The sequence below is a fragment of the Pseudomonas sp. P5_A2_2 genome (assembly GCF_054177685.1).
Genome location: NZ_JBGCUL010000030.1, coordinates 1 through 24,786, shown reverse-complemented (window position 1 = coordinate 24,786; position 24,786 = coordinate 1). Strand labels below are relative to the sequence as shown.

27 protein-coding genes and 1 pseudogene are annotated in these 24,786 nt (G+C 60.3%); 16 read left to right on the top strand and 12 right to left on the bottom strand.

From position 1 onward, the window contains the following. Both ACXRVY_RS05415 and ACXRVY_RS05410 read right to left on the bottom strand, forming a co-directional pair. A partial coding sequence (locus tag ACXRVY_RS05415) for a flagellar basal body rod protein FlgF (protein WP_458237085.1) occupies positions 1–555 on the bottom strand: 555 nt, incomplete at its 3' end. A 351-nt stretch (positions 556–906) separates the two neighbouring features. Further along, positions 907–2,466, bottom strand: a complete 1,560-nt coding sequence (locus ACXRVY_RS05410) for a sigma-54-dependent phenylalanine hydroxylase transcriptional regulator PhhR (protein ID WP_008021363.1) — start codon at positions 2,464–2,466, stop codon at positions 907–909. Positions 2,467–2,837: 371 nt separating this feature from the next. Between ACXRVY_RS05410 and phhA the strand changes: the two genes are divergently transcribed. From phhA to ACXRVY_RS05380, 6 genes are all read left to right on the top strand, one after another. Then, complete coding sequence (gene phhA, locus ACXRVY_RS05405) at positions 2,838–3,623, top strand: phenylalanine 4-monooxygenase (RefSeq protein ID WP_223461301.1); 786 nt, start codon at positions 2,838–2,840, stop codon at positions 3,621–3,623. Positions 3,624–3,728: 105 nt separating this feature from the next. After that, positions 3,729–4,085, top strand: coding sequence for a 4a-hydroxytetrahydrobiopterin dehydratase (locus ACXRVY_RS05400; protein WP_018929944.1), 357 nt, complete (start codon positions 3,729–3,731; stop codon positions 4,083–4,085). Further along, positions 4,085–5,278: an amino acid aminotransferase gene (locus ACXRVY_RS05395; protein WP_458237084.1), complete on the top strand. Its 1,194-nt coding sequence runs from the start codon at positions 4,085–4,087 to the stop codon at positions 5,276–5,278. Before ACXRVY_RS05400 ends, ACXRVY_RS05395 begins: the two co-directional genes overlap by 1 nt. A 250-nt stretch (positions 5,279–5,528) precedes the next feature. Then, complete coding sequence (locus ACXRVY_RS05390; protein WP_263289743.1) at positions 5,529–5,660, top strand: hypothetical protein; 132 nt, start codon at positions 5,529–5,531, stop codon at positions 5,658–5,660. A 72-nt stretch (positions 5,661–5,732) separates the two neighbouring features. Beyond that, a complete protein-coding gene (locus tag ACXRVY_RS05385) occupies positions 5,733–5,918 on the top strand; it encodes a hypothetical protein (RefSeq protein WP_108218605.1) in 186 nt (61 codons plus the stop codon). Between the two features lie 99 nt (positions 5,919–6,017). Next, positions 6,018–7,217: an MFS transporter gene (locus ACXRVY_RS05380; RefSeq protein ID WP_223461296.1), complete on the top strand. Its 1,200-nt coding sequence runs from the start codon at positions 6,018–6,020 to the stop codon at positions 7,215–7,217. Here the strand turns inward: ACXRVY_RS05380 and arfB are convergent. Next, complete coding sequence (gene arfB, locus ACXRVY_RS05375; RefSeq protein ID WP_008021374.1) at positions 7,214–7,627, bottom strand: alternative ribosome rescue aminoacyl-tRNA hydrolase ArfB; 414 nt, start codon at positions 7,625–7,627, stop codon at positions 7,214–7,216. The genes ACXRVY_RS05380 and arfB overlap by 4 nt on opposite strands. Before the next feature lie 204 nt (positions 7,628–7,831). On the opposite strand from arfB, the gene ACXRVY_RS05370 reads away from it, so the two are divergent. Beyond that, positions 7,832–8,581, top strand: coding sequence for an NAD(P)H-dependent oxidoreductase (locus tag ACXRVY_RS05370; protein WP_223461294.1), 750 nt, complete (start codon positions 7,832–7,834; stop codon positions 8,579–8,581). Between the two features lie 107 nt (positions 8,582–8,688). On the opposite strand, the gene ACXRVY_RS05365 is transcribed toward ACXRVY_RS05370, so the two are convergent. The 6 genes from ACXRVY_RS05365 to ACXRVY_RS05340 all read right to left on the bottom strand — a co-directional run bounded on the left by ACXRVY_RS05365 (position 8,689) and on the right by ACXRVY_RS05340 (position 15,802). Next, positions 8,689–10,107, bottom strand: coding sequence for an amino acid permease (locus tag ACXRVY_RS05365; protein WP_223461292.1), 1,419 nt, complete (start codon positions 10,105–10,107; stop codon positions 8,689–8,691). A gap of 863 nt (positions 10,108–10,970) precedes the next feature. Next, positions 10,971–12,182 carry a 23S rRNA pseudouridine(2605) synthase RluB gene (gene rluB, locus ACXRVY_RS05360; protein WP_223461290.1) on the bottom strand — a complete coding sequence of 404 codons (1,212 nt, stop codon included), beginning with the start codon at positions 12,180–12,182 and terminating at the stop codon, positions 10,971–10,973. Positions 12,183–12,475: 293 nt separating this feature from the next. Continuing rightward, positions 12,476–13,465, bottom strand: coding sequence for an SMC-Scp complex subunit ScpB (scpB, locus tag ACXRVY_RS05355; RefSeq protein WP_223461288.1), 990 nt, complete (start codon positions 13,463–13,465; stop codon positions 12,476–12,478). 11 nt (positions 13,466–13,476) lie between these two features. Next, positions 13,477–14,235 carry a segregation and condensation protein A gene (locus tag ACXRVY_RS05350; protein WP_223461458.1) on the bottom strand — a complete coding sequence of 253 codons (759 nt, stop codon included), beginning with the start codon at positions 14,233–14,235 and terminating at the stop codon, positions 13,477–13,479. A 60-nt stretch (positions 14,236–14,295) separates the two neighbouring features. Next, positions 14,296–14,925 carry an L-threonylcarbamoyladenylate synthase gene (locus ACXRVY_RS05345; protein ID WP_108218704.1) on the bottom strand — a complete coding sequence of 210 codons (630 nt, stop codon included), beginning with the start codon at positions 14,923–14,925 and terminating at the stop codon, positions 14,296–14,298. Between the two features lie 13 nt (positions 14,926–14,938). Beyond that, positions 14,939–15,802 (bottom strand): PHP domain-containing protein, encoded by an 864-nt coding sequence (locus tag ACXRVY_RS05340; protein ID WP_223461286.1) that lies wholly within the window; start codon positions 15,800–15,802, stop codon positions 14,939–14,941. An 87-nt stretch (positions 15,803–15,889) separates the two neighbouring features. Between ACXRVY_RS05340 and ACXRVY_RS05335 the strand changes: the two genes are divergently transcribed. The 6 genes from ACXRVY_RS05335 (at position 15,890) to ACXRVY_RS05310 (ending at position 20,128) form a co-directional block, all read left to right on the top strand. Further along, complete coding sequence (locus ACXRVY_RS05335) at positions 15,890–16,486, top strand: septation protein A (RefSeq protein ID WP_223461284.1); 597 nt, start codon at positions 15,890–15,892, stop codon at positions 16,484–16,486. Between the two features lies 1 nt (position 16,487). Beyond that, positions 16,488–16,787, top strand: coding sequence for a YciI family protein (locus tag ACXRVY_RS05330; RefSeq protein ID WP_108218598.1), 300 nt, complete (start codon positions 16,488–16,490; stop codon positions 16,785–16,787). Between the two features lie 123 nt (positions 16,788–16,910). Then, positions 16,911–17,324, top strand: a complete 414-nt coding sequence (locus ACXRVY_RS05325) for a translation initiation factor 2 (RefSeq protein ID WP_223461282.1) — start codon at positions 16,911–16,913, stop codon at positions 17,322–17,324. Between the two features lie 7 nt (positions 17,325–17,331). Continuing rightward, positions 17,332–18,009, top strand: a complete 678-nt coding sequence (locus ACXRVY_RS05320) for a response regulator transcription factor (RefSeq protein ID WP_223461280.1) — start codon at positions 17,332–17,334, stop codon at positions 18,007–18,009. A 137-nt stretch (positions 18,010–18,146) separates the two neighbouring features. Then, the gene (locus ACXRVY_RS05315) at positions 18,147–18,596 is read left to right on the top strand and encodes a Spy/CpxP family protein refolding chaperone (protein WP_223461278.1); all 450 of its coding nucleotides are present in this window, start codon (positions 18,147–18,149) and stop codon (positions 18,594–18,596) included. 188 nt (positions 18,597–18,784) lie between these two features. Beyond that, positions 18,785–20,128, top strand: a complete 1,344-nt coding sequence (locus ACXRVY_RS05310; RefSeq protein ID WP_458237083.1) for an ATP-binding protein — start codon at positions 18,785–18,787, stop codon at positions 20,126–20,128. A gap of 127 nt (positions 20,129–20,255) precedes the next feature. Here ACXRVY_RS05310 and ACXRVY_RS05305 read toward each other — a convergent pair whose 3' ends face one another. Continuing rightward, entirely contained in the window at positions 20,256–20,822 is a 567-nt protein-coding gene (locus ACXRVY_RS05305) for an NAD(P)H nitroreductase (RefSeq protein ID WP_223461276.1), read from the bottom strand. A 121-nt stretch (positions 20,823–20,943) separates the two neighbouring features. Here ACXRVY_RS05305 and ACXRVY_RS05300 point away from each other — a divergent pair, with 121 nt between their 5' ends. Next, positions 20,944–22,398 (top strand): TrkH family potassium uptake protein, encoded by a 1,455-nt coding sequence (locus tag ACXRVY_RS05300; protein WP_223461274.1) that lies wholly within the window; start codon positions 20,944–20,946, stop codon positions 22,396–22,398. On the opposite strand, the gene ACXRVY_RS05295 is transcribed toward ACXRVY_RS05300, so the two are convergent. After that, entirely contained in the window at positions 22,355–23,416 is a 1,062-nt protein-coding gene (locus tag ACXRVY_RS05295; protein WP_223461272.1) for an AraC family transcriptional regulator, read from the bottom strand. The two genes, ACXRVY_RS05300 and ACXRVY_RS05295, sit on opposite strands and share 44 nt — an antisense overlap. A 159-nt stretch (positions 23,417–23,575) precedes the next feature. Between ACXRVY_RS05295 and ACXRVY_RS05290 the strand changes: the two genes are divergently transcribed. Beyond that, positions 23,576–23,887, top strand: coding sequence for an Mpo1-like protein (locus ACXRVY_RS05290; RefSeq protein WP_223461270.1), 312 nt, complete (start codon positions 23,576–23,578; stop codon positions 23,885–23,887). Positions 23,888–23,914: 27 nt separating this feature from the next. Next, positions 23,915–24,505, top strand: coding sequence for an HD domain-containing protein (locus ACXRVY_RS05285; RefSeq protein ID WP_223461269.1), 591 nt, complete (start codon positions 23,915–23,917; stop codon positions 24,503–24,505). Positions 24,506–24,650: 145 nt separating this feature from the next. Here ACXRVY_RS05285 and ACXRVY_RS05280 read toward each other — a convergent pair. Further along, positions 24,651–24,786: pseudogene (locus ACXRVY_RS05280) on the bottom strand (UDP-2,3-diacylglucosamine diphosphatase); the annotation flags it as partial.

Below are 24,786 nucleotides of genomic sequence, written 5' to 3'. Positions count from 1 at the left end.
GCCGTCCTTGGTGTGGATCGAACCATCCAGGCCTTTGGTCATGTTCTTGAGGTCCGGGTTGACCAGCTTGATGCGGTCGACTTCAGCCATCACCCGGGGACCTTCGCCCATCGCGCGGATGCTGATGGTGCCGTCCTCGCCGACTTCGATCTGCTGCTCCGGCGGCACGGCAATCGGCCCGCCATTGCCCATGACCGGCATGCCGTTGCCGGCGCGCAGCACGCCCAGGGCGTCAACGTTCAGGCTGCCGGTGCGCACGTAGCTTTCACCGCCATCGGGAGTCTGTACGGCAATCCAGCCGTTGCCTTGCACGGCAACGTCGAGGTCGCGGCCGGTTTCCACCAGTGAGCCAGGGGAGAAATCGGTGGCCGGGCGTTCGGACATGGCAAACGCACGCGCCGGAAAGCTGTCACCGAACACCGGCATCGAACGGGCCTGCTCCAGGTCTTTCTGGAAGCCGTTGGTGGAGATGTTCGCGAGGTTGTTGGCATGAGCCTTTTGCGCCAGTGCATTCTGGCTGGCGCCGGTCATTGCCACATAAAGGTACTTGTCCACACTCTTTCCTCTGCCTGCCGGACGTTTGCCGTCCACTGCTGTACTGCTGAGCCATAAGCAATTTGCAGACCAACTTGTTTTTGGCGGCGCCAGGCCCGGCAAACAAAGGACTTTGGGGATTCAGAGGGGATGAGGGATTTGTATCGGAGACGAAAAACCGGCGGTGTCATGCCGGTGGGTGGCAAGGATTGACCTTGGGCCATGGCCACAACCGCCATCGCGAGCAAGCTTGCTCCCACAGGGTTATTAGGTGATCACAGATTGTGTGTCCGCCGATGAACCATTGTGGGAGCGAGCTTGCTCCGGGCGGCGTTCCGACGATGAGGCCAGCACAAACGCAGCAGGCCTCAGCTATGACTCAGTCTTGCCCACCTCATACTCACGCAACTTGTTGGCAATGGTGGTATGCGAAACACCCAACCGCTTGCCCAGTTGCCGGCTACTCGGATGCTCGGAATACAGCCGCTCCAACACGGCTTTTTCGAAACGCCCGACAATTTCATCCAGTCCGCCTTCGAGCGAAAAATCGCCAAGGGGCTGGCGCACGCCATAGTCCGGCAAACGAATGTGCTCGGCCTTGACCGTGCCGCCGTCGCACAGGGAAACCGCCTGGAACAGCACATTCTCCAGTTGCCGCACATTGCCCGGCCAATGGTAGTGGCTGAGCCGTTCCATGGCCGCCGGGGCCAGTTTCGGCAACGGGCAACCAATCTGCCGGCTGGCCTGATCGAGGAAGTGCTCCACCAGCGGCGTCAAGCCGTCGAGGCACTCGCGCAGCGGCGGAATGTGCAGCGACAACACATTCAAGCGGTGATAGAGGTCCTGGCGGAACTCACCGCGAGCGCACAGCTCGGACAGGTCGACCTGGGTCGCGCAGATCACCCGCACGTCGAGGTAGACCTCTTCATCGCTGCCCACGCGACGGAAGCAACCGTCCTGCAGGAAACGCAGCAGTTTCACCTGCAAGCGCGGGCTCATTTCCCCGACGCCATCGAGAAACAGCGTGCCGCCCGCCGTCAATTCCAGCAGCCCGAGCTTGCCCTCGGCTCGCGCCCCTTCAAAGGCACCAGGGCCATAGCCGAACAATTCCGTCTCGGCCATGGATTCCGGCAGACCGGCGCAATTGAGCGCCATCAATGGCGACTGCCCACGAGGACTGGCCAGATGGCAGGCCCGCGCCAGCAACTCTTTGCCGGTGCCGGTTTCGCCTTCTATCAATAGCGGTGCATCGAGTGGCGCCATGCGCCGGGCTTCGCGCACCACCGCGGCCATGACTTTCGAGCTTTGGAAGATGCTGTCGAAGCCACGCAATTCCTGCTTGCGCACGTTGTAGATGCGCTCGCCCACCCGGTCGGCGCGGTGCAGCGTCAGCACCGCACCGGCCATGGCTTCACTGTCGTCATGCTCCGATTGCAGCGGCGCGATGTCGGCCAGGAACACGTCACCCTTGACCTTGACCCGCAGCCCGTTGATCCGCGACTTGTTGGCGCGCACCAGTTCCGGCAAATCGAAATCTTCGGCGTACCGCGACAGGGGAATCCCCGGCACCTCGTCGACCCGCACCCCGAGCAACTGCGCCGCCGCACGGTTGGCCGCGACGATGGAGCCGCCCATGTCGATCGACAGCACCGGAAACTCCAGCGCACCGAGCAGTGCATTGAGCTCCATGTGCCGACGCTCGCTGGGCATCAGCCCTACACGCTTGACGCCAAAGACCCCGGCAATCGCTTCGAATTTCGGACGCAAGGCCTGGAACTGAATGTTGATCAGGTTCGGGCAATGCAGGTAGATGGCGTTGCCATGCTCACCGCCCACCTCACCGCGGGCCACGTTGATCCCGTACTCCACCAGCAGATTGAGAATGTCGCGCAGGATGCCGATGCGGTTCTGGCAATGGACTTTGATACGCATAAAAAAGACCTGATAAACGATGATTGACCTGTGGGAGCCAGCCTGCTGGCGATGGCGTCGCATCAGGCCCTATTGATGTCGAATGACACACCGCTATCGCCAGCAGGCTGGCTCCCACAGGGTTAGCGCCCGACTTTTCTGATTAGGCGCTCAGATAGTCGTCAAGATTATGTGACAGATGTAGGGCTTTTCCCACCCGCCAATCTCAACATCTGCGCGACAACGGCCGATACGTAACGAAAACTTTACGATAATTGAGGGGTTTCGCCGCACATGACGCCGGGCACCTGCTGCAACAGTGCAATCCTTGGAGTACTTCTAGGTCCATAGCAGTACATAACAAGAACGAAATCCCCTAGCAGGAGAGCAGCATGAAGCAGACGCAATACGTGGCTCGCGAGCCCGATGCGCAAGGTTTTATCGACTACCCCGCCGAAGAACACGCGGTGTGGAACACGCTGATCACTCGTCAACTGAAAGTGATCGAAGGGCGTGCGTGCCAGGAGTACCTGGACGGTATCGAAAAACTCGGTCTGCCCCACGACCGCATTCCTCAACTCGGCGAAATCAACAAGGTCCTCGGTGAAACCACCGGCTGGCAGGTTGCCCGGGTTCCCGCACTGATTCCCTTCCAGACCTTTTTCGAATTGCTGGCCAGCAAGCAGTTTCCGGTGGCGACCTTCATTCGTACCCGCGAAGAACTGGACTACCTGCAAGAGCCGGACATTTTCCACGAGATCTTTGGTCACTGCCCGCTGCTGACCAACCCGTGGTTCGCTGAATTCACCCACACCTACGGCAAACTCGGCCTCAAGGCGACCAAGGAAGAGCGCGTGTACCTGGCGCGGCTGTACTGGATGACCATCGAATTCGGCCTGGTCGACACCCCGCAAGGCCAGCGCATCTACGGCGGCGGCATTCTGTCTTCACCGAAAGAGACCGTCTACAGCCTGTCGAACGAGCCTGAACATCAAGCCTTCGACCCGCTGGAATGCATGCGCACGCCTTACCGCATCGACATCCTGCAACCCCTGTATTTCGTTCTGCCGAACCTCAAGCGCCTTTTCGACCTCGCTCACGAAGACATCATGGGCATGGTCAAGCACGCGATGCAGATGGGTCTGCACACACCGAAATTTCCGCCAAAGGCTGCGTGAACCGCGACTTTTGCTGACAAGTGAGTCTGTCAGTCACCGTCGCTTTGGTTTAGCGTGACGGTACTGTCGACCGATATAAAAACACTCGATTACGGGAAACACATCATGTCCACTTTGAACCAAGCCCATTGCGAAGCCTGCCGCGCCGACGCCCCACAAGTCAGCGATGAAGAACTGCCGATCCTGATCAAGCAGATCCCGGACTGGAACATCGAAGTACGCGACGGCGTCATGCAGCTGGAAAAGGTCTTCCTGTTCAAGAACTTCAAACATGCCCTCGCCTTCACCAACGCCGTTGGTGAAATCTCCGAGGCCGAAGGCCACCACCCGGGCCTGCTGACCGAGTGGGGCAAAGTCACCGTGACCTGGTGGAGCCACTCGATCAAGGGCCTGCACCGCAACGACTTCATCATGGCCGCGCGCACTGACGAAGTGGCGAAGGATGCTGAGGGGCGCAAGTAATGCATTTCGACGCCATCGGTCGAGTGCCTGGCGACCCGATCCTCGGCCTGATGGAGGCCTACGCGCAGGACCCGAACCCGCGCAAGTTCGATTTGGGCGTGGGTGTCTACAAAGACGCCCAGGGCCTGACGCCGATTCTCGAGTCGGTGAAACTTGCCGAGCAGCGCCTGGTGGATCGTCAGTCCACCAAGACCTACATCGGTGGCCACGGCGAGCCCGCATTCGGCAAGGCCATCAATGAGCTGGTGCTGGGCGTCGACTCGAAGCTGATCAGCGCACAACGCGCCGGCGCCACCCAGACTCCGGGCGGCACCGGGGCTTTGCGCCTGAGCGCGGACTTCATCGCCCAATGCCTGCCGGGCCGTGGCGTGTGGTTGAGCAACCCGACCYGGCCGATCCACGAAACGATTTTTGCGACAGCCAAGGTCAAGGTCAGCCACTACCCGTACGTGGGCAGTGACAACCGGCTCGACGTCGACGGCATGCTGGCGGCGCTCAATGAAGCGCCCAAGGGTGACGTGGTGTTGCTGCACGCCTGCTGCCACAACCCGACCGGATTCGACCTGTCCCAGGATGACTGGCAGCGGGTGCTGGAGGTCGTACGCAAGCGCGAACTGCTGCCACTGATCGACTTCGCGTATCAAGGATTCGGCGATGGCCTGGAACAGGATGCCTGGTCGACCCGGCTGTTCGCCGCCGAGTTGCCGGAGCTGCTGATCACCAGTTCCTGTTCGAAAAACTTCGGCCTGTACCGCGACCGTACCGGCGCGCTGATTGTCTGCGCGAAAACCGCCGACAAGCTCACCGACATCCGCAGCCAACTGGCCAACATCGCCCGCAACCTGTGGTCGACGCCGCCGGATCACGGTGCGGCCGTGGTCGCGACCATCCTCGGCGACCCGGAACTGAAAAACCTCTGGGCTGACGAAGTGGAAGCCATGCGCCTGCGTATTGCCCAACTGCGCAGCGGTCTGGTGGAGGCGCTGGAGCCTCACGGTTTGCGCGAGCGCTTTGCGCACATTGGCGTGCAACGCGGGATGTTCTCCTACACCGGCCTGTCGCCGGAACAAGTGAAGAACCTGCGGGATCATCACAGTGTTTACATGGTTAGCTCAGGACGGGCTAACGTCGCAGGCATTGATGCAACGCGCCTGGATTTGCTGGCTGAGGCGATTGCCAAGGTTTGCAAATAACACCACCAAACCCTGTGGGAGCAGGCCAAAACATTCAACATCTCTGTTGACTGTCAGGCCGCCATCGCGAGCAAGCTCGCTCCCACAGTTGTTTCTGCGCAACTGTTATCGATCTGTCTATACAACCCCATCCGTCGAAACAAATGGATATAAAAGTCTGTTTGTCATTTTCAGTGCTGTATCCTGCCCAAGCTTTTTTTAAAGCGCGGATCTACCAGATCTATCAACAGACTTAGCGAGGAGCGCGACCATGCACGAGATTCCTAATCTCCCCTTCCCAAGCCTGCACGAACCTGAGCAGACGACCACGCAGCAAGCCGGAGCCCAACAGCCCGAGCCGAAAGAAGCCACTGGCAGCCGCCAGGCTGACAGAGAAGACTGAAACACCCGCCGTACAGACCGTGTGGAAAGCGCTAACATGCGCTTTCCACACTGCCTGAAAGAGTCTTTACCCATGACCGATGAATTCAGCGAAGCGCAGGCCAGCGTCCTGATCGGCACCGCCGAGAAAATGATCGAGATCTGGAATCGCCTCTCCCCCGAGAAACAAGCCGCCTTGCTCGCCCGCTTCGGCACCCAGGAAAATGCGCTGGCCGCCCTGGTCACCACGCAGCTGGTCGCTCCCGTCAAACCTGAATGACAGCGCCCGGCAAATAGTTTTACTTTTTCACAACCTGCGACCGTCCACACCGCTATCATAAGCAGCCTATCTATCCTGCTTTACCGTGGACCTTTACCCATGCCTGAAAACCAGCGCCCCCTGGCGGTCACGCTGCAAGTCGTTTCCATCGTCCTTTTCACCTTCATCGGCTACCTGAACATCGGCATCCCCCTGGCCGTATTGCCCGGTTACGTCCACAGCGACCTGGGGTTCGGCGCGGTGATCGCGGGCCTGGTGATCAGCGTGCAATACCTGGCCACCCTGCTCAGCCGCCCCTATGCAGGGAAGATCATCGACAACAAGGGCAGCAAACTGGCCGTGATGTATGGCCTGGCCGGTTGCGGCTTGAGTGGTGTGTTCATGTTGATCTCGGCCTGGACCCAGAGCCTGCCGGCCTTGAGCCTGTTCAGCCTGCTGATCGGCCGTCTGGTTCTCGGCAGCGCGGAAAGCCTGGTGGGCTCGGGCTCGATTGGCTGGGGCATCGGCCGGGTCGGCGCGGCGAATACGGCCAAAGTCATTTCGTGGAACGGAATCGCCAGCTATGGCGCACTGGCCGTCGGCGCGCCCTTGGGTGTTTTGCTCGTCCATCGACTGGGCTTGTGGAGCATGGGCGTAAGCATTGTGTTGCTGGCCGTGCTCGGCCTGCTGCTGGCCTGGCCGAAAACCGCCACGCCGATCGTTGCCGGTGAGCGCCTGCCGTTCATCCACGTGCTCGGGCGGGTCTTCCCCCACGGCTGCGGACTGGCCCTGGGCTCCATTGGTTTTGGCACCATCGCCACCTTCATCACCCTGTATTACGCCACGCAACACTGGGATAACGCCGTGCTGTGCCTGAGCCTGTTCGGCGCCAGCTTCATCAGCGCGCGCTTGCTGTTCGGCAACCTGATCAACCGCCTCGGCGGCTTTCGCGTCGCCATTGCCTGCCTGTCAGTGGAAACACTCGGGTTGCTGTTGCTGTGGCTGGCACCAGATGCACATTGGGCTCTGGCGGGAGCGGCGCTGAGCGGTTTTGGCTTTTCGCTGGTGTTTCCGGCGCTGGGGGTGGAAGCGGTCAACCTGGTCCCGGCCTCCAGCCGTGGCGCAGCCGTCGGCGCCTATTCGCTGTTCATCGACTTGTCGCTGGGGATCACCGGGCCGCTCGCCGGCGCCATTGCGGCCGGATTCGGGTTCGCTTCGATCTTCCTGTTCGCTGCCTTCGCCGCCTTGAGCGGATTGATACTGAGCCTTTACTTGTATTGGCAGGCGCCAAAGCAACGAGAAACGCGGGATGTCCGTTAGAAATCGACCTTGCCGCGCCCGGCCTTGATGTTGCCTCGCTTGCTCTTGGACTCGAGGCGACGGGTCTTCGAGCCGAGTGTCGGCTTGGTCGGACGGCGCTTTTTCTCGACCTTGGTGGCACTGAGGATCAACTCGGTCAGCCGCAACAGTGCATCGGCGCGGTTCTGCTCCTGCGTGCGGTACTGCTGGGCCTTGATGATCAACACACCGTCGCTGGTGATGCGGCTGTCGCGTAGCGCCAGTAGCCGCTCCTTGTAGAACTCGGGCAGGGACGACGCCGGAATGTCGAAGCGCAGGTGCACGGCACTGGAGACCTTGTTGACGTTCTGCCCACCGGCGCCCTGAGCGCGAATGGCCGTCAACTCGATCTCGGCATCCGGCAGATGCACGTTGTTGGAAATGACCAGCATGAAAAAAAATCCGTAAACAGAGTGGGCAGGATACGCCATTTCGCTGCCGCGTATTGACCCTGCCCGGAACAACTGAATGAGATTCAGCTGTTTTAATGCCTTACATTCGGGAACATATCCAGCCAGCGTCCCAGGTCACTAAAAGCCTATCCTGAGTTTTGAATGGAATTCACCCCACCGAACTCTGGAGTTCATTAGCCAACAATGAATATCTATATAGTGTCTGCACACCCGGAACCCACGTCATTCACCAACAGTCTGGTAACAACCGCGAGCGATACGTTCGAAGCCCAGGGACATCGTGTCAGGGTCAACGACCTGTATGCGCAGAACTTCGATGCCTGCGAGCACGCCCGACACTTTCAGCAACGCAAGGACAGCCAGCGCTTCGACGTACAGGCCGAGCAGCGCTTCGGTTACGAGAACGGAACCTTGCCCGCACAGGTGGCGCAGGAACTGGCGGCCATTGACTGGGCCGATCTGCTGGTTATCCAGTTTCCCCTGTGGTGGTTCGGCGCCCCCGCAATGCTCAAGGGCTGGATGGATCGAGTATTGGTTTACGGCGGCCTTTACTCGAGTGAACAGCGCTTCGAGCAAGGGGTATGCCGAGGCAAAAAAGTACTTCTGTGCGTCACCACCGGCTCATCGGCAGACGAGTGCGCGCCCAATGGTCGAGAGGGCAACACCCATATGCTGTTATGGCCGATTCAGTACGCCTTCCGTTACGTTGGCTTCGAGGTGCTCCAGGCTCACCTGATTCACGGCATCTGGGCGGGTTGCACGGCAGCCGGGCGTGATCTTGAGGAGGAACTGCAACGCTACCGTTCGCACTGTTGCAACATCGATCAAGCAGCGGTACTTCCCTTCAACTCGCCCGATGACTGGGACGAACATGGCCAGTTGAAACAGGGCGCGCCGAGTTACACGCCTTTTATTCAACACAGTCATAATTAAAATTCGCTGAACATTACGTCCAGGCAACTATTCTTACCCGCGAGCCTTACAACTTCATACAACAAAAACCCGGCACAAGGCCGGGTTTTTGTTATTGCTCGATGCCTTTAGTTAACAGCAGGCGTGGCATTCGACACGTGCTGTGCACTGCGCTTGTTCTTGATCCAGTAGCAGACCCACATGAACACCAGCCACACTGGAATCGCATACACCGATGTCTGAATCCCCGGAATCAACAGCATCACGCCAAGGACGAACACCACGAACGCCAGGCAGATGTAGTTGCCGTACGGATACCACAGGGCCTTGAACAGCGGCGTCTGTTTGGTCTTGTTCATGTGCTGGCGGAACTTGAAGTGCGAGTAGCTGATCATCGCCCAGTTGATCACCAGGGTGGCCACCACCAGCGACATCAGCAGTTCCAGCGCGTTTTGCGGGATCAGGTAGTTCAGCAGTACCGCGATCAGGGTCACGGCGGCCGAGGCCAGAATCGAGCGCACCGGCACGCCGCGCTTGTCGATCTTCGCCAGACCTTTCGGCGCATCGCCCTGCTCGGCCATGCCCAGCAGCATGCGGCTGTTGCAGTAGGTGCCGCTGTTGTACACCGACAACGCCGCAGTCAGGACCACGAAGTTGAGGATGTGCGCGGCGGTGTTGCTGCCCAGCATCGAGAACACTTGCACGAACGGGCTGCCGCTGTAGGAATCACCGGAGGCGTTGAGGGTGGTCAGCAAGCTGTCCCACGGGGTCAACGACAGCAGGATGACCAGGGCACCGATGTAGAAAATCAGGATCCGGTAGATCACCTGGTTGATGGCTTTCGGGATCACGGTTTTCGGCTTGTCGGCTTCCGCTGCGGTGAAACCGAGCATTTCCAGGCCGCCAAAGGAAAACATGATGAAAGCCATGGCCATCACCAGGCCGCTGACGCCGTTCGGGAAGAAGCCACCGTGGGACCACAGGTTACTGACCGCCGCTTGCGGGCCGCCATTGCCGCTGACCAGCAGGTAGCTGCCCAGGGCAATCATGCCGACGATCGCCACGACCTTGATGATCGCAAACCAGAACTCGGCCTCGCCGAACACTTTGACGTTGGCCAGGTTGATCGCGTTGATCAGCACGAAGAAGGCCGCTGCGGAGACCCAGGTCGGGATGTCCGGCGCCCAGTAGTGGATGTATTTGCCGACCGCAGTCAGCTCGGACATGCCCACCAGAATGTACAGAATCCAGCAGTTCCAGCCCGACAGGAAGCCGGCAAAGCCGCCCCAGTACTTGTGCGCAAAATGGCTGAAGGAGCCGGCCACCGGATCTTCGACGATCATTTCGCCCAGTTGGCGCATGATCATGAAGGCGATGAAGCCGCAGATGGCGTAGCCGAGGATCATCGACGGGCCGGCGGATTTCAGTACCCCTGCCGAGCCGAGGAACAAACCGGTACCGATCGCGCCACCGAGGGCGATCAATTGAATGTGGCGATTTTTCAGGCCGCGTTTCAGCTCGCCTGATTGCGGGTGTTGTCCACTCATGAAAAGGGTCTCACGCAAGGTTTGATGATGTTCAGTAGACGTTGCTGCTCAAGAAAAGCGTTAAGCGGCACCGATCAAACCCCAGCGCAGGCACCAGGAGTTCAGCGTATTTACAACGGTCATGCGTCACCTGTTTGTTTTTATCTGCGACGAAATCGAACCCGACACGCTCGTGACGCGACGGAGTGAACAAGGCGGATAGCCTTGAGGTTTGCGCAGGTGCGCAGGAGGTCACAGGTAAAACGCGGCGCATTGTACACCTGTAACCCCCTGCTGACAGACCCGCTGGACAAGCGTGCCTATGGCCGGGATTGCCTGTGTCCGCCCCGAGGTGCTCGGGCGGCTGCAAAAAAAGGGTCAGATCCTTGCGGATCATCGACGGGAAAGGCAGGAAAACCGCCCCTCGCAGAGAGATGGAGATGGAATACGGCGTTCATTGCGCCTCCTTTTTGTTATGCACCTGCACGACAGGCATGGCGCGCATAACACCCTGCATGGAGCGGGGAAACAAGCGGGCTAGGGGGTCGGATGTAGGAAGGAAGGCGCTGACGCGTAAGAGTTTTCTTACGGAATCCAGGAGGTGGCGAATCCACGGGGTTAATCGGTGGATTTTGTCAGGTTTTCTTTACACGACGTAAATTAGCGTTTCCACATTGAAGCTCTCGGTGCGGCGACTGACGCCATCACGAGCAAGCTCGCTCCCACATTTTGATCGCGATTCTCCAAGCAAACTCATTTCCCTGTGGGAGCGAGCTTGCTCGCGATGGCGTACTCAAACACAACACAGACACAAAGCCTGGCAAAAAAAAACGCCAACCCGAAGATTGACGTTTTTTACCTGGAGTTTTCAGCTTACAGCTGCCTCACTCCGGCTTGCGACGACCAAAGCCCGGACGCTGGCCGGAACCGGCTGGTGCGCCACGGCGCTTGCCCGATGGCGTGTCACCGTCGACCAGTTTGATCCCCGGACGCTTCGGTGCAGGCTTGGCCGGGCGCTTGGTGTCGACCGGACGGTCCGCCACCGGCGTACCACGACCTTCGCCACGCTCGCTACGGCCGTTGGCCGGACGTGGCGTGCGTGGACCGCGTTCCCCGTCCTGACGGGCGGCTGGCTTGCGACCTGGACGCTCGCCTTCGATCTGCGGCTCGCGGTTTTCACGCGGGGCAGCAGGCCCGCCATTCGCTGGACGCAGGGTGCGCACGCGCTCGGTCCTGGCCATCGGCCGCGACGATTTACGCTGCATCCGGTCGAGCTTGTCCTTGCTCTTGGCGTTGAGTTGCGGCATGGCTACCGGCGTCAGGCCAACTTCGGCGCTGAGAATGTCGACTTCGTACTGGCTCATTTCACGCCAGCGGCCCATCGGCAGGTCAGAGTTGAGGAACACCGGGCCGAAACGCACGCGCTTCAGACGGCTGACCACCAGGCCCTGGGATTCCCACAGGCGACGCACTTCACGGTTACGACCTTCCATCACCACGCAGTGGTACCAGTGGTTGAAACCTTCGCCACCTGGCGCCTGCTTGATGTCGGTGAACCTGGCCGGGCCATCTTCAAGGACAACGCCAGCCTTCAGGCGCTCGATCATCTCGTCGTCGACTTCACCGCGTACACGCACGGCGTACTCGCGGTCCATCTCGTAGGACGGGTGCATCAAACGGTTGGCCAGTTCACCGTCGGTGGTGAACATCAGCAAACCGGTGGTATTGATGTCGAGACGGCCGATGTTGATCCAGCGCCCTTCTTTCGGACGCGGCAGCTTGTCGAACACCGTCGGACGACCTTCAGGGTCGACACGGGTGCAGATTTCGCCGTCGGGCTTGTTGTACATGATCACGCGGCGGACCGACTCGGCGGCCTCTTCACGCTTGATCACCTTGCCATCGATGGTGATGGCGTCGTGCATATCGACACGCTGACCAAGGGTGGCGTCTTTGCCGTTGACCTTGATGCGGCCGTGGCTGATCCAGGCTTCCACGTCACGGCGCGAGCCGACGCCGATACGGGCGAGGACTTTCTGCAGTTTTTCGCCTGCTGGGCCGATTGGCTGGTCGTCTTGCTGGTCTTTGATACTCATCTGGGCACCTCCCGGTGTGGTCTGAAAACTGGGTACTTGGGCGAAGGGATCGCCGAAGGGTCGCGAATCATACGCGCATGCGGGCGTTTGCGCATCAGAGACTAGCTGATCAATGCAAGGTTATTTGTTTTTCCGCTGACCGGTGACACGCAGCTTGCTTGCGAACACAAAACCCTGTGGGAGCGAGCTTGCTCGCGATAGCGGTTTTTCAGTCACATTGATGTTGAATGTACTGCCGCCATCGCGAGCAAGCTCGCTCCCACAGTGAATATCCATTGTTCATGAGAATTGCATCAGTCTTCGAACTGGCGGCGCTCGGCTTCGATGGCTTCCGCCAGGGCCTGGGCCTCGGCCTCTTCGTCCGAAAGCTCCGGCTCGGGTTTCGGCTGTTCGAGGGCAGCCACGGCGGCCAGGAGTTTTTCCCGGGCTTCGGCAACGCCAAGGATGTCGTCGTCCTGCTCCGGTTCAATTTCCGGCTCAGGCTCGCCTTCCGACTCAGTCTCGGGCTGCGCCGCTTCGACTTCCGGTTCGATAACCGACTGTTCCGGATCGAATTCAGGCGACGCACCATCACGCAGCAAATCGTCGAAGTCGGTCTTGAGCCCCTCCTCCATGCTGTCCAGTTCCAGCAACAGCGTGTGGAAACTGGTTTCTTCCTTCGGCTCTTCCTGCTCGGCGCTGGCGTCGGCCAACTCCTGAAGCCCGGCGGGTACGGGCGCGTCATCGAAATCGAGCACCGGATCCGGTTCCAGCTCGCGCAGTTCCGCCAGCGGCGGCAGGTCGTCGAGGTTCTTCAGGTTGAAGTGATCGAGGAACGCCTTGGTGGTCGCGAACATCGCCGGTTTGCCGGGCACGTCACGGTAGCCGACGATGCGGATCCACTCGCGCTCCATCAGCGTCTTGACGATGTTGCTGTTGACCGCCACACCCCGCACGTCTTCGATTTCGCCACGGGTAATCGGTTGGCGATAGGCGATCAGGGCCATGGTTTCCAGCATGGCACGGGAGTAACGCTGCGGGCGCTCTTCCCACAGACGCCCGACCCAAGGCGCAAATTTCTCGCGAATTTGCAGGCGATAACCCGAGGCCACTTCCTTGAGTTCAAAGGCGCGGCCATCGCAGGACTTGGCCAGAATCGCCAGGGCCTTCTTGAAGACCGGCGGCTCCGGGCGCTCGCCTTCCTCGAAGAGTTCGAACAGGCTTTCCAGAGATTGCGGCTTTCCCGAAGCCAACAGAAAGGCTTCGAGCAAGGGTGCCAGATCACGGGGTTCACTCAGGTTCATGTTTCGACTCGTTATTCGGCTCGGGCTCGCACGTGGATCGCGGCAAATGGCTCATTCTGCACCAGCTCGACCAGGGATTCCTTGACCAACTCAAGGATCGCCATGAAGGTCACCACCACCCCCAGGCGCCCTTCTTCAGCGGTGAACAGCTCGACAAACGGCACGAAACCGCCGCCCTTGAGGCGTTCAAGCACATCGCTCATACGCTCGCGGGTCGACAGCGCCTCGCGGCTGACCTGATGGCTTTCGAACATATCGCCACGGCGCAACACCTCGGCCATGGACAACAGCAGCTCTGACAAGCGCACGTCCGGCAACAGCTTGCGCGCCCGGGCTTGCGGGGCGTCAAGCTTGGGCACCACCACATCACGGCCAACGCGACTCAGCCCATCGATGCCTTCGGCGGCAGCCTTGAAACGCTCGTATTCCTGCAAGCGGCGGATCAGTTCGGCGCGCGGGTCTTCCTCTTCGTCTTCGACGGTTTCGGCCCGTGGCAGCAGCATCCGCGACTTGATCTCGGCCAGCATCGCGGCCATCACCAGGTATTCGGCGGCCAGTTCCAGGCGCACCGACTGCATCAACTCGACGTAGCCCATGTACTGGCGGGTGATTTCCGCCACCGGGATGTCGAGAATGTTGATGTTCTGTTTGCGGATCAGGTACAGCAGCAGGTCGAGGGGCCCTTCGAAGGCTTCGAGGAAGACCTCGAGGGCATCCGGCGGAATGTACAGGTCCAGCGGCATTTCCATGACCGCCTGGCCATAGACCATGGCGAAGGGCAGTTCCTGCTGGGCTCCGGCCTGACTGTCGACGGGTTCTACTGCGGACATCTAGGCCTCGACCATGAACGGCGCAGGGTCGCCGCAGCCAACGCGGATGACTTCCGGCTCGCCGTCGGCGAGGTTGATCACGGTGGACGCCTTGATCCCGCCGAAGCCGCCGTCGATGATCAGATCAACCTGATGTTCGAGCAGCTGGCGCATTTCATAGGGATCGAACATAGGGTCGGTTTCACCGGGCATGATCAGACTCACGCTCATCAACGGCTCGCCGAGCTGCTCCAGCAGTGCCAGGGCAATCGGATGGCTTGGCACCCGCAGGCCGATGGTGCGCTTCTTCGGGTGCAACAACAGTCGCGGTACTTCGCGGGTGGCGTTGAGAATGAACGTGTACGGCCCCGGCAAGTGGGCCTTGAGCAAGCGGAAAGTGCCGGTGTCGATCTTGGCAAACAGCCCCAGTTGCGACAGATCGCAGCAAATCAGCGCGAAGTTGTGCTTTTCATCCAGCCCGCGCAAACGTCGCACGCGCTCCACAGCCACTTTGTCGCCGATCTGGCAACCAATGGCGTAGGAAGAGTCTGTGGGATAAATCACCACCCCGCCCTTGCGGATGATCTCGACTGCCTGTTTTATCAGGCGCGCTTGCGGGTTTTCCGGATGAATCTGGAAAAATTGACTCACATTCTCTACCTGTTCAGACGGCGGCAATAACTGGGTCATGTTTGAATCGACACCATAGTGGTGGCAGATCCTCCGGGAGTGGCCGGTATTCACCGATCTCCGACCAGCCTCCAGGGCCATGAAAATCACTGCCGGCGCTGACCAGCAGACCGAACTCGCGGGCCAGAATGGCCAGGCTGCCCACTTGCTCGGCAGGCTGGTAACCATTGACCACTTCGATGGCGTGGCCCCCTGCTTGAATATAGTCGGCAATCAGGCGACGACGCTTGCTTCGGGTAAATTCGTAGTGCCAGGGGTGTGCCAGGCTGACCCAGGCTTTGGCTGCGCGCAGGGTTTCGACGGTTTCTTCCAGGGTCGGCCAGTGTTGCTTGACGTCGCCCAGCTTGCCAGCACCCAGCCATTTACGGAACGCCTCGGCGCGATCCTTGACGAAACCTTCACGCACCATCCAGTCGGCGAAATGCGGGCGGGCCGGCGCGTTACCGCTGTCGCCCAGCTCCTGCTGGATCTTGCGGGCGCCTTCCAGCGCCCCCGGCATACCTTTGAGCGCGAGTTTGCGGCTGATTTCCTCGGAGCGCAGCCAGCGGCCATCATGCAATCTGGCGATGGCCTCGACCAACGGCGCGGCGTTCACGTCAAAACCGTAGCCCAGGACATGAATGGTCGCGCCGCCCCAGGTGCAGGACAATTCGACGCCATTGACCAGTTGCATCCCCAGCGCGGTGGCCGCGTGGCGGGCCTCGTCAAGGCCTTCAAGGGTGTCGTGATCGGTCAGGGCCAGGACTCGCACGCCTTTCTCGTACGCCCGCGCCACCAGAACCGCAGGCGCCAGGGCGCCATCGGAGGCCGTGCTATGGCAGTGCAAATCAACATTCACAGGGCTTTGTAACCTCAAATCAGCTGGCGCTATCGCACGCCCATATGTTTGTTATTATGCCGCCACATCCTGCTTCTGGCTGCCACTGTGAAACAATTCATCGATTTCATCCCGCTCCTGCTGTTTTTCATCGTCTTCAAGATCGATCCACGGGTCGTCGACATCGCCGGCCATGAGGTCACTCTAGGCGGTATTTACAGCGCCACCGCGATGCTGATCGTCAGCTCCCTGGTGGTCTACGGCACACTGTTCATCAAACAGCGCAAGCTGGAGAAGAGCCAGTGGCTGACCCTGATCGCCTGCCTGGTCTTCGGTAGCCTGACCCTGGCGTTCCACAGCGAGACTTTCCTGAAGTGGAAAGCCCCGGTGGTCAACTGGCTGTTCGCCCTGGCGTTCATCGGCAGCCACTTCGTCGGTGACAGCCTGCTGATCAAGCGCATCATGGGCCACGCGCTGACCTTGCCGGAGCCGGTCTGGACGCGCCTGAACATCGCCTGGATCGCCTTCTTCCTGTTTTGCGGTGCCGCCAACCTGTTTGTCGCGTTCACCTTCCAGAGCTACTGGGTCGACTTCAAGGTCTTCGGCAGCCTGGGCATGACTTTGCTGTTCCTGGTCGGCCAGGGCATCTACCTGTCCCGCCATCTGCACGATGCCGATACCACTACGCCAAAAACCGAGGACTGACATGCTTTACGCAATCATTGCCACAGACGTCGCCAACTCCCTGGAAGCCCGCCTGGCCGCACGGCCTGCGCACCTCGAGCGCCTGCAAGTGCTCAAGGGCGAAGGTCGCATCGTTCTGGCCGGTCCAAATCCGGCGGTCGACAGCAATGATCCGGGCGCGGCGGGTTTCACCGGCAGCCTGATCGTCGCCGAATTCGATTCCCTGAGCGCCGCCCAGGCCTGGGCCGACGCTGATCCGTACATCGCCGCAGGCGTCTATGCCAACGTTCTGGTCAAGCCGTTCAAGCAAGTCCTTCCGTAACTTTCTTCTCGCAATTGMCCCCACGCGATGAACCTTGTCGGTTCATCGCGCTCTCAATCGCTCATTATTCTCGTTTGCCTGCCGACAACCTGCCCAATACTCGTCTTGGAATCAGGAGTCGCGATGCGCAAGGGTCCGTTGTGTCTGATGTTGGTCACGTTGTCGATCGGGGCGCCCGCCCACGGTGAGGAAAGTGTCGAGGGCGGTAATTCGACGCCGCTTTCCTTGAGCGCCGGCAGCCAGATCACCGAGTTGCAGCAACGCTTGAAAGAAAGCGAACGGCAACGGGATGAACTGAGCAAACAATTGCAAACTGCCGATGGCGAACGCGAAAGCCCGCTGCTGGCCCGGTTGCGCCAGGAGAACCAGCGCTTGAAGCTGCAACTCAAGGAAGCCCAGGCCAGCAGTCCGCTGCCGCGCCTGCTGACCGACCAGCAACAATGGTTTGTCATTGGCGCCGGGGTAGCGCTATTGGCTCTGCTCTGCGGTATCTTCGCCAGTGGAGCAAGTCGAAAACGTCGACAATGGCTAAATTGAGTGAGTCATGAGCGAGCTGTTACTTATTGATGATGATCAGGAGCTGTGTGAGCTCCTGAGCAGTTGGCTGAGCCAGGAAGGGTTTCAGGTACGTGCCTGTCACGACGGCCAGAGCGCGCGCCGTGCACTGACCGAAACCGCCCCGGCGGCCGTGGTTCTGGATGTGATGTTGCCCGATGGTAGCGGCCTGGAACTGCTCAAGCAGTTGCGCAGCGATCACCCGGATCTGCCGGTGCTGATGCTCTCGGCCCGGGGCGAGCCCCTGGACCGCATCCTCGGCCTGGAGCTCGGCGCCGACGATTACCTGGCCAAACCCTGCGATCCACGGGAACTGACCGCCCGCCTGCGCGCTGTGCTGCGTCGTAGCCACCCGGCAGCGGTGTCCAGCCAGATGGAACTGGGCGACCTGTGTTTCAGCCCGGTGCGCGGCGTGGTCAGCATCGATGAGCAAGAGTTCACCCTCACTGTTTCCGAAAGCCGCCTGCTGGAAGCCCTGCTCAAGCAACCCGGCGAACCCCTGGACAAACAGGAACTGGCGCAGATCGCTCTCGGTCGCAAGCTGACCCTGTACGACCGCAGCCTGGACATGCACGTCAGCAACCTGCGCAAGAAGATCGGCCCACACCCCGATGGTCGACCGCGCATCGTCGCCCTGCGCAGCCGCGGCTACTACTACAGCCTCTGATCCCCGTATACGGGTTTGTCAGGTCGGCGGAAAACCGTCTTTACCCAAGCTTTACCCTCCGCTGACCGCCGCTGACCTTGATCTGCGTAATCTGTATTCATCCGGAACGTACCGGGAACGAGACAAGGAGATTCACCATGCGCAAGACTCTTATCGCTCTGATGTTCGCTGCTGCCCTGCCGACCGTTGCCATGGCCATGCCTGAAGGCACCGGCCCGATGGATGGGCCGATGGACGGTTCGCGCCACGGCGGTCAGATGCACGGCATGCACGGCAAAGGCCCCTACAGTGAACTGGACCTGAGCCGCGAACAGCGCGAGCAGATCCGCAAGATCATGGGCGAGCAGATGCACGAGCGTAAGCAACTGGTCGAGAAGTACCTGGAGAAACTCTCGCCAGCCGACCAGAAAGCCATGAAAGACGAGATGGCCGCTAACCACAAGAAAGCTGAAGCGGACGTGCGCGCCTTGCTGAAACCGGATCAACAGAAGAAATTCGACGAGATCCAGAAAAAACAGGCCGAACGCCGCGCCGAGTGGGCCGAGTTCAAAGCCTGGAAAGCGCAACAACAGCAAAAAGCGCAATAATGCGCTGACCCGGGACCCGACGGCCAAGCACCGTTGGGTCTGACACCACACCTATCACTGTGGGAGCGAGCCTGCTCGCGATAGCGTCAGCACGTTCAACATCAACGTGACTGAAAGACCGCCATCGTCGGAACGCCGCCCGGAGCAAGCTCGCTCCCACAGGGGTTGTGTTTGCCTGAGGATTTTCCGTGCGTTCATTGTTCTGGCGTATCCTGGCCAGCTTCTGGCTGGCCATCGCTCTGGTTGCRGGGCTTTCCATCCTGCTCGGGCACATGCTCAACCAGGACGCATGGATTCTCAGCCGCCACCCGGGCCTCAACACGCTGGCCGAACAGTGGACGCAAACCTACGAAAGTCAGGGCGAAGACGCCGCCCAGGACATTCTCCAGCAACGCAAACGCCAGTATCACATCGACGTTCAGGTGCTCAACGAAAGTGGCGACCCTGTAGTGCGCGGCACCTTCCCCAAACGTGCGGCGGCCTTTGAGGCGCGACAGAACAACAATGACCGGCGCCTGCCGTGGCGGCGTCTGACCGATGAGTTCACCAGCGAAAAAACCGGTGACACCTACCTGTTCATCTACCGCATTCCGCACCCGGAACTGGACGCCTGGCACCGCGAGAGCCTGCTCTGGCCGCTCAGTGCGCTGGGGATCGCCCTGGTGGTGCTGACCCTGTTCAGTCTGCTCGTGACCTTTTCCATCACCCGCCCGCTCAGCCGTCTGCGTGGCGCGGTGCATGACCTTGGCCAAACCACCTATCAACAAAACAGCCTGGTCAAACTGGCCAACCGTCGCGATGAGTTCGGCGTCCTGGCCAACGACTTCAACCGTATGGGCGCGCGCCTGCAAAGCCTGATTGGCAGTCAGCGGCAACTGCTGCGGGATGTGTCCCACGAACTGCGTTCGCCCCTCGCTCGCCTGCGTATCGCACTGGCGCTGGCCGAACGGGCCACCGCGCAGGAACGGGAACAGCTCTGGCCGCGCCTGACCCGTGAGTGCGACCGACTGGAGGCGCTGATCAGCGAAATCCTGGTACTGGCGCGGGTCGATTCCGATAACGCCAGTGCCGAAGAGGTGGATCTGAACGCCTTGCTTTATACCCTGCAGAAGGACGCGCAACTCGGTTCACCCGAGCAACTCGTCCACCTTGAAGCCGAGTCGCAACTGAATCTGAAGGGCTGGCCGACCATGATCGAACGGGCCGTCGACAACTTGCTGCGCAACGCCCAGCGCTTCAATCCGGTGGGTGGCCTGCCGATCGAAATGCAGGCGCTACGTCAGGGTGAGCGGATCGTCGTGACCGTGCGCGATCACGGGCCGGGGGTCAGTGCCGAAAACCTCAGCCAGCTCGGTGAGCCGTTCTATCGGGCACCGGGACAGACCGCCGCCGGACATGGCCTGGGCCTGRCCATTGCCCGGCGAGCAGCGGAGCGACATGGCGGCAGCCTGGTGCTGGCCAATCACCCGGAGGGCGGGTTCATTGCCAGTCTGGAATTGCCGTTGGTGCCGGGGGCTGTCGTGCAACCCTGATCCCGGTTTGAACTACAGAGATCTACTGTGGGAGCGAGCTTGCTCGCGATAGCGTTAGCACCTTCAACATCAACGTGACTGAAAAACCGCCATCGCGAGCAAGCTCGCTCCCACAGGTTTTGTGGTGTCAGACTTTGCCAGGCCAGGCGCTGACGAATTCGGCCAGGTCGACCTTCTCGGCCACTCGCGGTTCTTTCTGCGGCGTGCCCAGATACAGGAAGGCAATCACCTGTTCCCCCTCCGTCAAGCCAAGCCCCTTGGCCACATGGGGCGAGTAAGCCAGGTCACCGGTACGCCACACCGCACCGATGCCCTGCGCATAGGCCGCCAGCAAAATCCCGTGGGCCGCACAGCCCGCCGCCAGCAACTGCTCGGACTTCGGATACTTGACGTGATCCTGCAACCGCGCAATCACCACTACCACCAGCGGTGCCCGCAGCGGACCATTGCGTGCCTTGTCGATGGCCGCTTCGCTGATTTCTGCGTCCGAAAGCTTCGCCGCTTCGGCCAGCAACTCGCCCATTTGCTCGCGCGCCGCGCCTTCCACCGTCAAGAAGCGCCACGGCTGCAAGTGACCGTGATCCGGGGCGCGCATGGCGGCGCCGAACAGCACTTCGCGCTGTTCGGCAGTGGGCGCAGGGTCAATCAGTCGTGGAACGGAAACACGGTTGAGCAAAGCGTCGAGAGCCTGCATCGGCCACCTCCTGAAAAATTTGTGCGGCTATTCTAGCGGCAACTGCCGCAGTAGTGCCGGTTTACATGCCCTGCCTCGCGGGTAGAATGGCGCCCTTTCCACTATCAGCCGAGCGGACCTCATGGCGTTGCCGACCTTACGGATCATTGGTTTCATCATCGGCATCTTCCTGATCACGCTGGCGATCTCCATGGTCGTACCCATGGCCACGCTGGTCATTTTCGACCGCACCAGCGATCTGCCGTCGTTCCTCTGGGCCAGCATGATCACCTTTGTCGCCGGTTTGGCGCTGGTGATTCCGGGGCGCCCAGAGCATATTCACCTGCGCCCCCGGGACATGTACCTGCTGACCGTCAGCAGTTGGCTGGTGGTGTGTATCTTCGCCGCGCTGCCGTTCCTGCTGACCCAGCACATCAGTTACACCGATTCATTCTTCGAAAGCATGTCCGGCATCACCGCCACCGGTTCGACCGTGCTCAGCGGCCTGGACAGCATGTCCCCCGGCATTCTGATGTGGCGCTCCCTGCTGCACTGGCTGGGTGGCATCGGTTTCATCGGCATGGCGGTGGCGATTCTGCCGCTGCTGCGCATCGGTGGCATGCGGCTGTTCCAGACCGAATCGTCGGATCGCTCGGAAAAAGTCATGCCCCGCTCGCACATGGTGGCGCGCCTGATCGTGGCGGCGTACGTCGGCATTACCATTGTCGGCAGCCTGGCGTTCTGGTGGGCCGGAATGAGCCCGTTCGATGCGGTCAACCACGCGATGTCGGCGATTTCCACCGGCGGCTTCTCCACCTCCGACCAGTCTTTGGCCAAGTGGCCGGAACCTGCGGTGCATTGGGTCGCGATCGTCATCATGATTCTCGGTGCCCTGCCGTTCACCCTGTATGTCGCCATGTTGCGTGGTAACCGTCGGGCGCTGATCAAGGATGAACAGGTTCAAGGCCTGCTCGGCATGCTGCTGGTGACCTGGCTGGTGCTCGGCACCTGGTATTGGTGGACGACCCAACTGCATTGGCTGGAGGCGTTGCGGCATGTGGCGCTGAACGTGACGTCGGTGGTGACGACGACCGGTTTCGCACTGGGGGACTACAGCCTGTGGGGTAATTTCTCGCTGATGCTGTTCTTCTATCTGGGGTTTGTCGGCGGCTGYTCCGGCTCGACCGCGGGCGGCATCAAGATTTTCCGCTTCCAGGTGGCCTATATCCTGCTCAAGGCCAACCTTAACCAGCTGATCCACCCGCGGGCGGTGATCAAGCAGAAGTACAACGGTCACCGCCTCGACGAAGAAATCGTGCGTTCGATCCTGACCTTTTCGTTTTTCTTCGCAATCACCATCTGTGTGATTGCGCTACTGCTGTCGCTGCTCGGCGTGGACTGGATGACCGCCCTCACCGGCGCGGCCAGTACCGTGTCCGGTGTCGGCCCGGGGCTCGGCGAAACCATCGGCCCGGCGGGTAACTTCGCCACCCTGCCGGATGCCGCCAAGTGGATTCTGTCGTTCGGCATGCTGCTGGGCCGACTGGAGATCATTACGGTGTTTGTGCTGTGTATTCCAGCATTTTGGCGTCATTGACTGCTTCAGATGTTTGCATCAGCCGCATCCGGTACTCGCCGGGTGTGGCGTCGAACCAGCGACGGAAAGCGCGGAAGAAGTTGCTCGGATCGGCGAAACCCAGCAAGTAGGCGATTTCCAGCAAGGTCATGGCCGGTTGTGCCAGGTACTGCTCGGCCAGTTCACGCCGGGTATCGTCCAGCAGCACTTGAAAACTGGTGCCCTCTTCCTGCAAACGCCGTTGCAAGGTGCGCTGGGACAGATGCAGCGTCTGCGCCACCGTATCGCGCTTGGGCTCGCCCTGGGGCAACAGGCGACACAACACCTGCCGCGCCTGGTGGGTCACCCGGTTTTCGGAAAAGCGCGTCAGGTACTCGCCGGCAAAGCGGTCATGCAGCAAGGCCATCGCCTCGTTGGCCGTCGGCAGTGGCGCTTCCATGTCCGCGCGTTCGAAAATCAGCGCATCGTAAGGCGCGTTGAATAGCAGCGGTGCATGGAAGGCTTGTTTATAGGGTTCAAGGTTGACCGGCTCGGCGCCTTGCAACAGCACTTTGCGTGGATGCAACGTACGCCCGGTCAACCAGCCGCACAGCGCCAGGGCACAGGCCAGCGAAGCTTCGGCGCTTTGCCGGGTCGGCGGCAGATGATCGCCATGCACCGTCAGAATCAGCGCATAGCCTTCTTCCAGCAGCTTGAAACTCAGGTCGGCACTTTCGGCGATGATTCGCTGATAGCGCACCAGACGCTGAAAGCCTTCAGCGAGAGTCTGGCTGGACATCAAGGCGTAACCGGCCACATGAAACTGCGCCGGTCGCACCACCTTGCCCATGTTCAGGCCGATGGCCGGATTGCCGGACAGCTCGACCGCGCGCTGCCACAGCCGTGTCATGGAGTCTTGCGGGAAACGTGCATCGGGATCATCCAGTGCCGCATAGTCGAGCCCCAGCTGTTTGAACAGAACCCGACAATCCAGGCCGTCCATCTCCAGCGCTTTGACAATCCCCATCGCCCAGCTTGCAGAAGTCGTTCGTTCGCTCATGGCGTTTTCTTACATGGTGGCCGAATGCTACGGCTATTGACCGAAGGATACTAAAGTGGCGCCTATTGTCACTGGCTGATGCCATTGATCACTCTAGACTCAAATAAGCTACCCGCAGAACAACTTGCAGCAAGAACAGTAACCACAGAGATCGCTGTCGTGGAAAACGTCAAACGATTCAACAGCTTCGCAGAGTTCTATCCTTACTACCTCAGTGAGCACAGCAACAGCACCTGCCGCCGTTTACACTTTATCGGCACGACCCTGGTTATCTTGATTCTGACGCTGACCATCGGTCGCGGAGCATGGATGCTGTTGTGGGCCCTGCCACTGGCAGGCTACAGCTTTGCCTGGGTCGGGCATTTCTTCTTCGAGAAGAACCGCCCGGCAACATTCCAGCATCCCTTCTATAGCCTGCTTGGCGATTTTGTCATGTACCGGGACATGGTTATGGGGCGCGTTCCGTTCTAGCTGACTTGCGTCACAAGAGAGTTGCCGATGAATGCCAATGCCCGCTTCACCCACATGAAGGACGGCACGCAAGAAGACTGGGCGATCATTGCCGCGGACTTCAGTGCCTACGCAAGACAATTGCCAACACGGATTGTGGCGCACCTGAAGCTGCTGGAGGGTGATTTCGGTGGTTTCCCGCTGGATCGCCTGACCCACTCCCTGCAAACCGCCACCCGCGCCTGGCGCGATGGTCGCAACGAGGAGTACGTGGTCTGTGCCCTGCTCCATGACATCGGCGACACCCTGGGCTCCTACAACCACCCGGATATCGCGGCGGCGATTCTCAAGCCGTTCGTCAGCGCCGAGAACTTGTGGATGGTGGAAAAGCACGGGATTTTCCAGGGCTACTACTTCTTCCATCACCTGGGCATGGATCGGCATCTGCGTGAGCAATTCCAGGACCATCCGCAGTACCAGGCGACCGTCGAGTTCTGTGCCAGGTACGATGCGGCGGCGTTTGACCCGGCATATGACACGCTGCCATTGAGCTTTTTCGAGCCGATGATGGAGCGGTTGTTTGCACACCCCAGGAGCTCGATTTACAAGGCGGCGATGGAAGAGCATTTGCCAGCCTGACAGATCCAGCGGGACCGCTTCGCGGTCCATCGCGAGCAGGCTCGCTCCTACAGGGTTTTGCGGCGCGAGCAGATTCTGTATTCACCAAAAATCTACTGTAGGAGCGAGCCTGCTCGCGATGAGGCCCGCAGGGACACAGTGATTATCAAGCCAGCTCCGCAACCTTGGCCGCCTTCATCTGCGCCTCCCGCGCCTGAGCATCCGCCAGGCGATACAACTCGATCGTGCCATCCCAGTGCTCGATCAGCGCCGTGCACGACTCCACCCAGTCGCCGCAATTG

Coding starts and splice junctions, on each gene's coding strand:
- ACXRVY_RS05350 (WP_223461458.1), bottom strand. CDS start 14,235: ATGGTCTATGGCCAGGCGGTCATGGAAATGCCGCTGGACCTGTACATT.
- ACXRVY_RS05370 (WP_223461294.1), top strand. CDS start 7,832: ATGAATATCTATATAGTGTCTGCACACCCGGAACCCACGTCATTCACC.
- scpB (WP_223461288.1), bottom strand. CDS start 13,465: ATGAACCTGAGTGAACCCCGTGATCTGGCACCCTTGCTCGAAGCCTTT.
- ACXRVY_RS05365 (WP_223461292.1), bottom strand. CDS start 10,107: ATGAGTGGACAACACCCGCAATCAGGCGAGCTGAAACGCGGCCTGAAA.
- ACXRVY_RS05410 (WP_008021363.1), bottom strand. CDS start 2,466: ATGCGTATCAAAGTCCATTGCCAGAACCGCATCGGCATCCTGCGCGAC.
- ACXRVY_RS05400 (WP_018929944.1), top strand. CDS start 3,729: ATGTCCACTTTGAACCAAGCCCATTGCGAAGCCTGCCGCGCCGACGCC.
- ACXRVY_RS05330 (WP_108218598.1), top strand. CDS start 16,488: ATGCTTTACGCAATCATTGCCACAGACGTCGCCAACTCCCTGGAAGCC.
- rluB (WP_223461290.1), bottom strand. CDS start 12,182: ATGAGTATCAAAGACCAGCAAGACGACCAGCCAATCGGCCCAGCAGGC.
- arfB (WP_008021374.1), bottom strand. CDS start 7,627: ATGCTGGTCATTTCCAACAACGTGCATCTGCCGGATGCCGAGATCGAG.
- ACXRVY_RS05305 (WP_223461276.1), bottom strand. CDS start 20,822: ATGCAGGCTCTCGACGCTTTGCTCAACCGTGTTTCCGTTCCACGACTG.
- phhA (WP_223461301.1), top strand. CDS start 2,838: ATGAAGCAGACGCAATACGTGGCTCGCGAGCCCGATGCGCAAGGTTTT.
- ACXRVY_RS05315 (WP_223461278.1), top strand. CDS start 18,147: ATGCGCAAGACTCTTATCGCTCTGATGTTCGCTGCTGCCCTGCCGACC.
- ACXRVY_RS05380 (WP_223461296.1), top strand. CDS start 6,018: ATGCCTGAAAACCAGCGCCCCCTGGCGGTCACGCTGCAAGTCGTTTCC.
- ACXRVY_RS05325 (WP_223461282.1), top strand. CDS start 16,911: ATGCGCAAGGGTCCGTTGTGTCTGATGTTGGTCACGTTGTCGATCGGG.
- ACXRVY_RS05385 (WP_108218605.1), top strand. CDS start 5,733: ATGACCGATGAATTCAGCGAAGCGCAGGCCAGCGTCCTGATCGGCACC.
- ACXRVY_RS05285 (WP_223461269.1), top strand. CDS start 23,915: ATGAATGCCAATGCCCGCTTCACCCACATGAAGGACGGCACGCAAGAA.
- ACXRVY_RS05295 (WP_223461272.1), bottom strand. CDS start 23,416: ATGAGCGAACGAACGACTTCTGCAAGCTGGGCGATGGGGATTGTCAAA.
- ACXRVY_RS05390 (WP_263289743.1), top strand. CDS start 5,529: ATGCACGAGATTCCTAATCTCCCCTTCCCAAGCCTGCACGAACCTGAG.
- ACXRVY_RS05320 (WP_223461280.1), top strand. CDS start 17,332: ATGAGCGAGCTGTTACTTATTGATGATGATCAGGAGCTGTGTGAGCTC.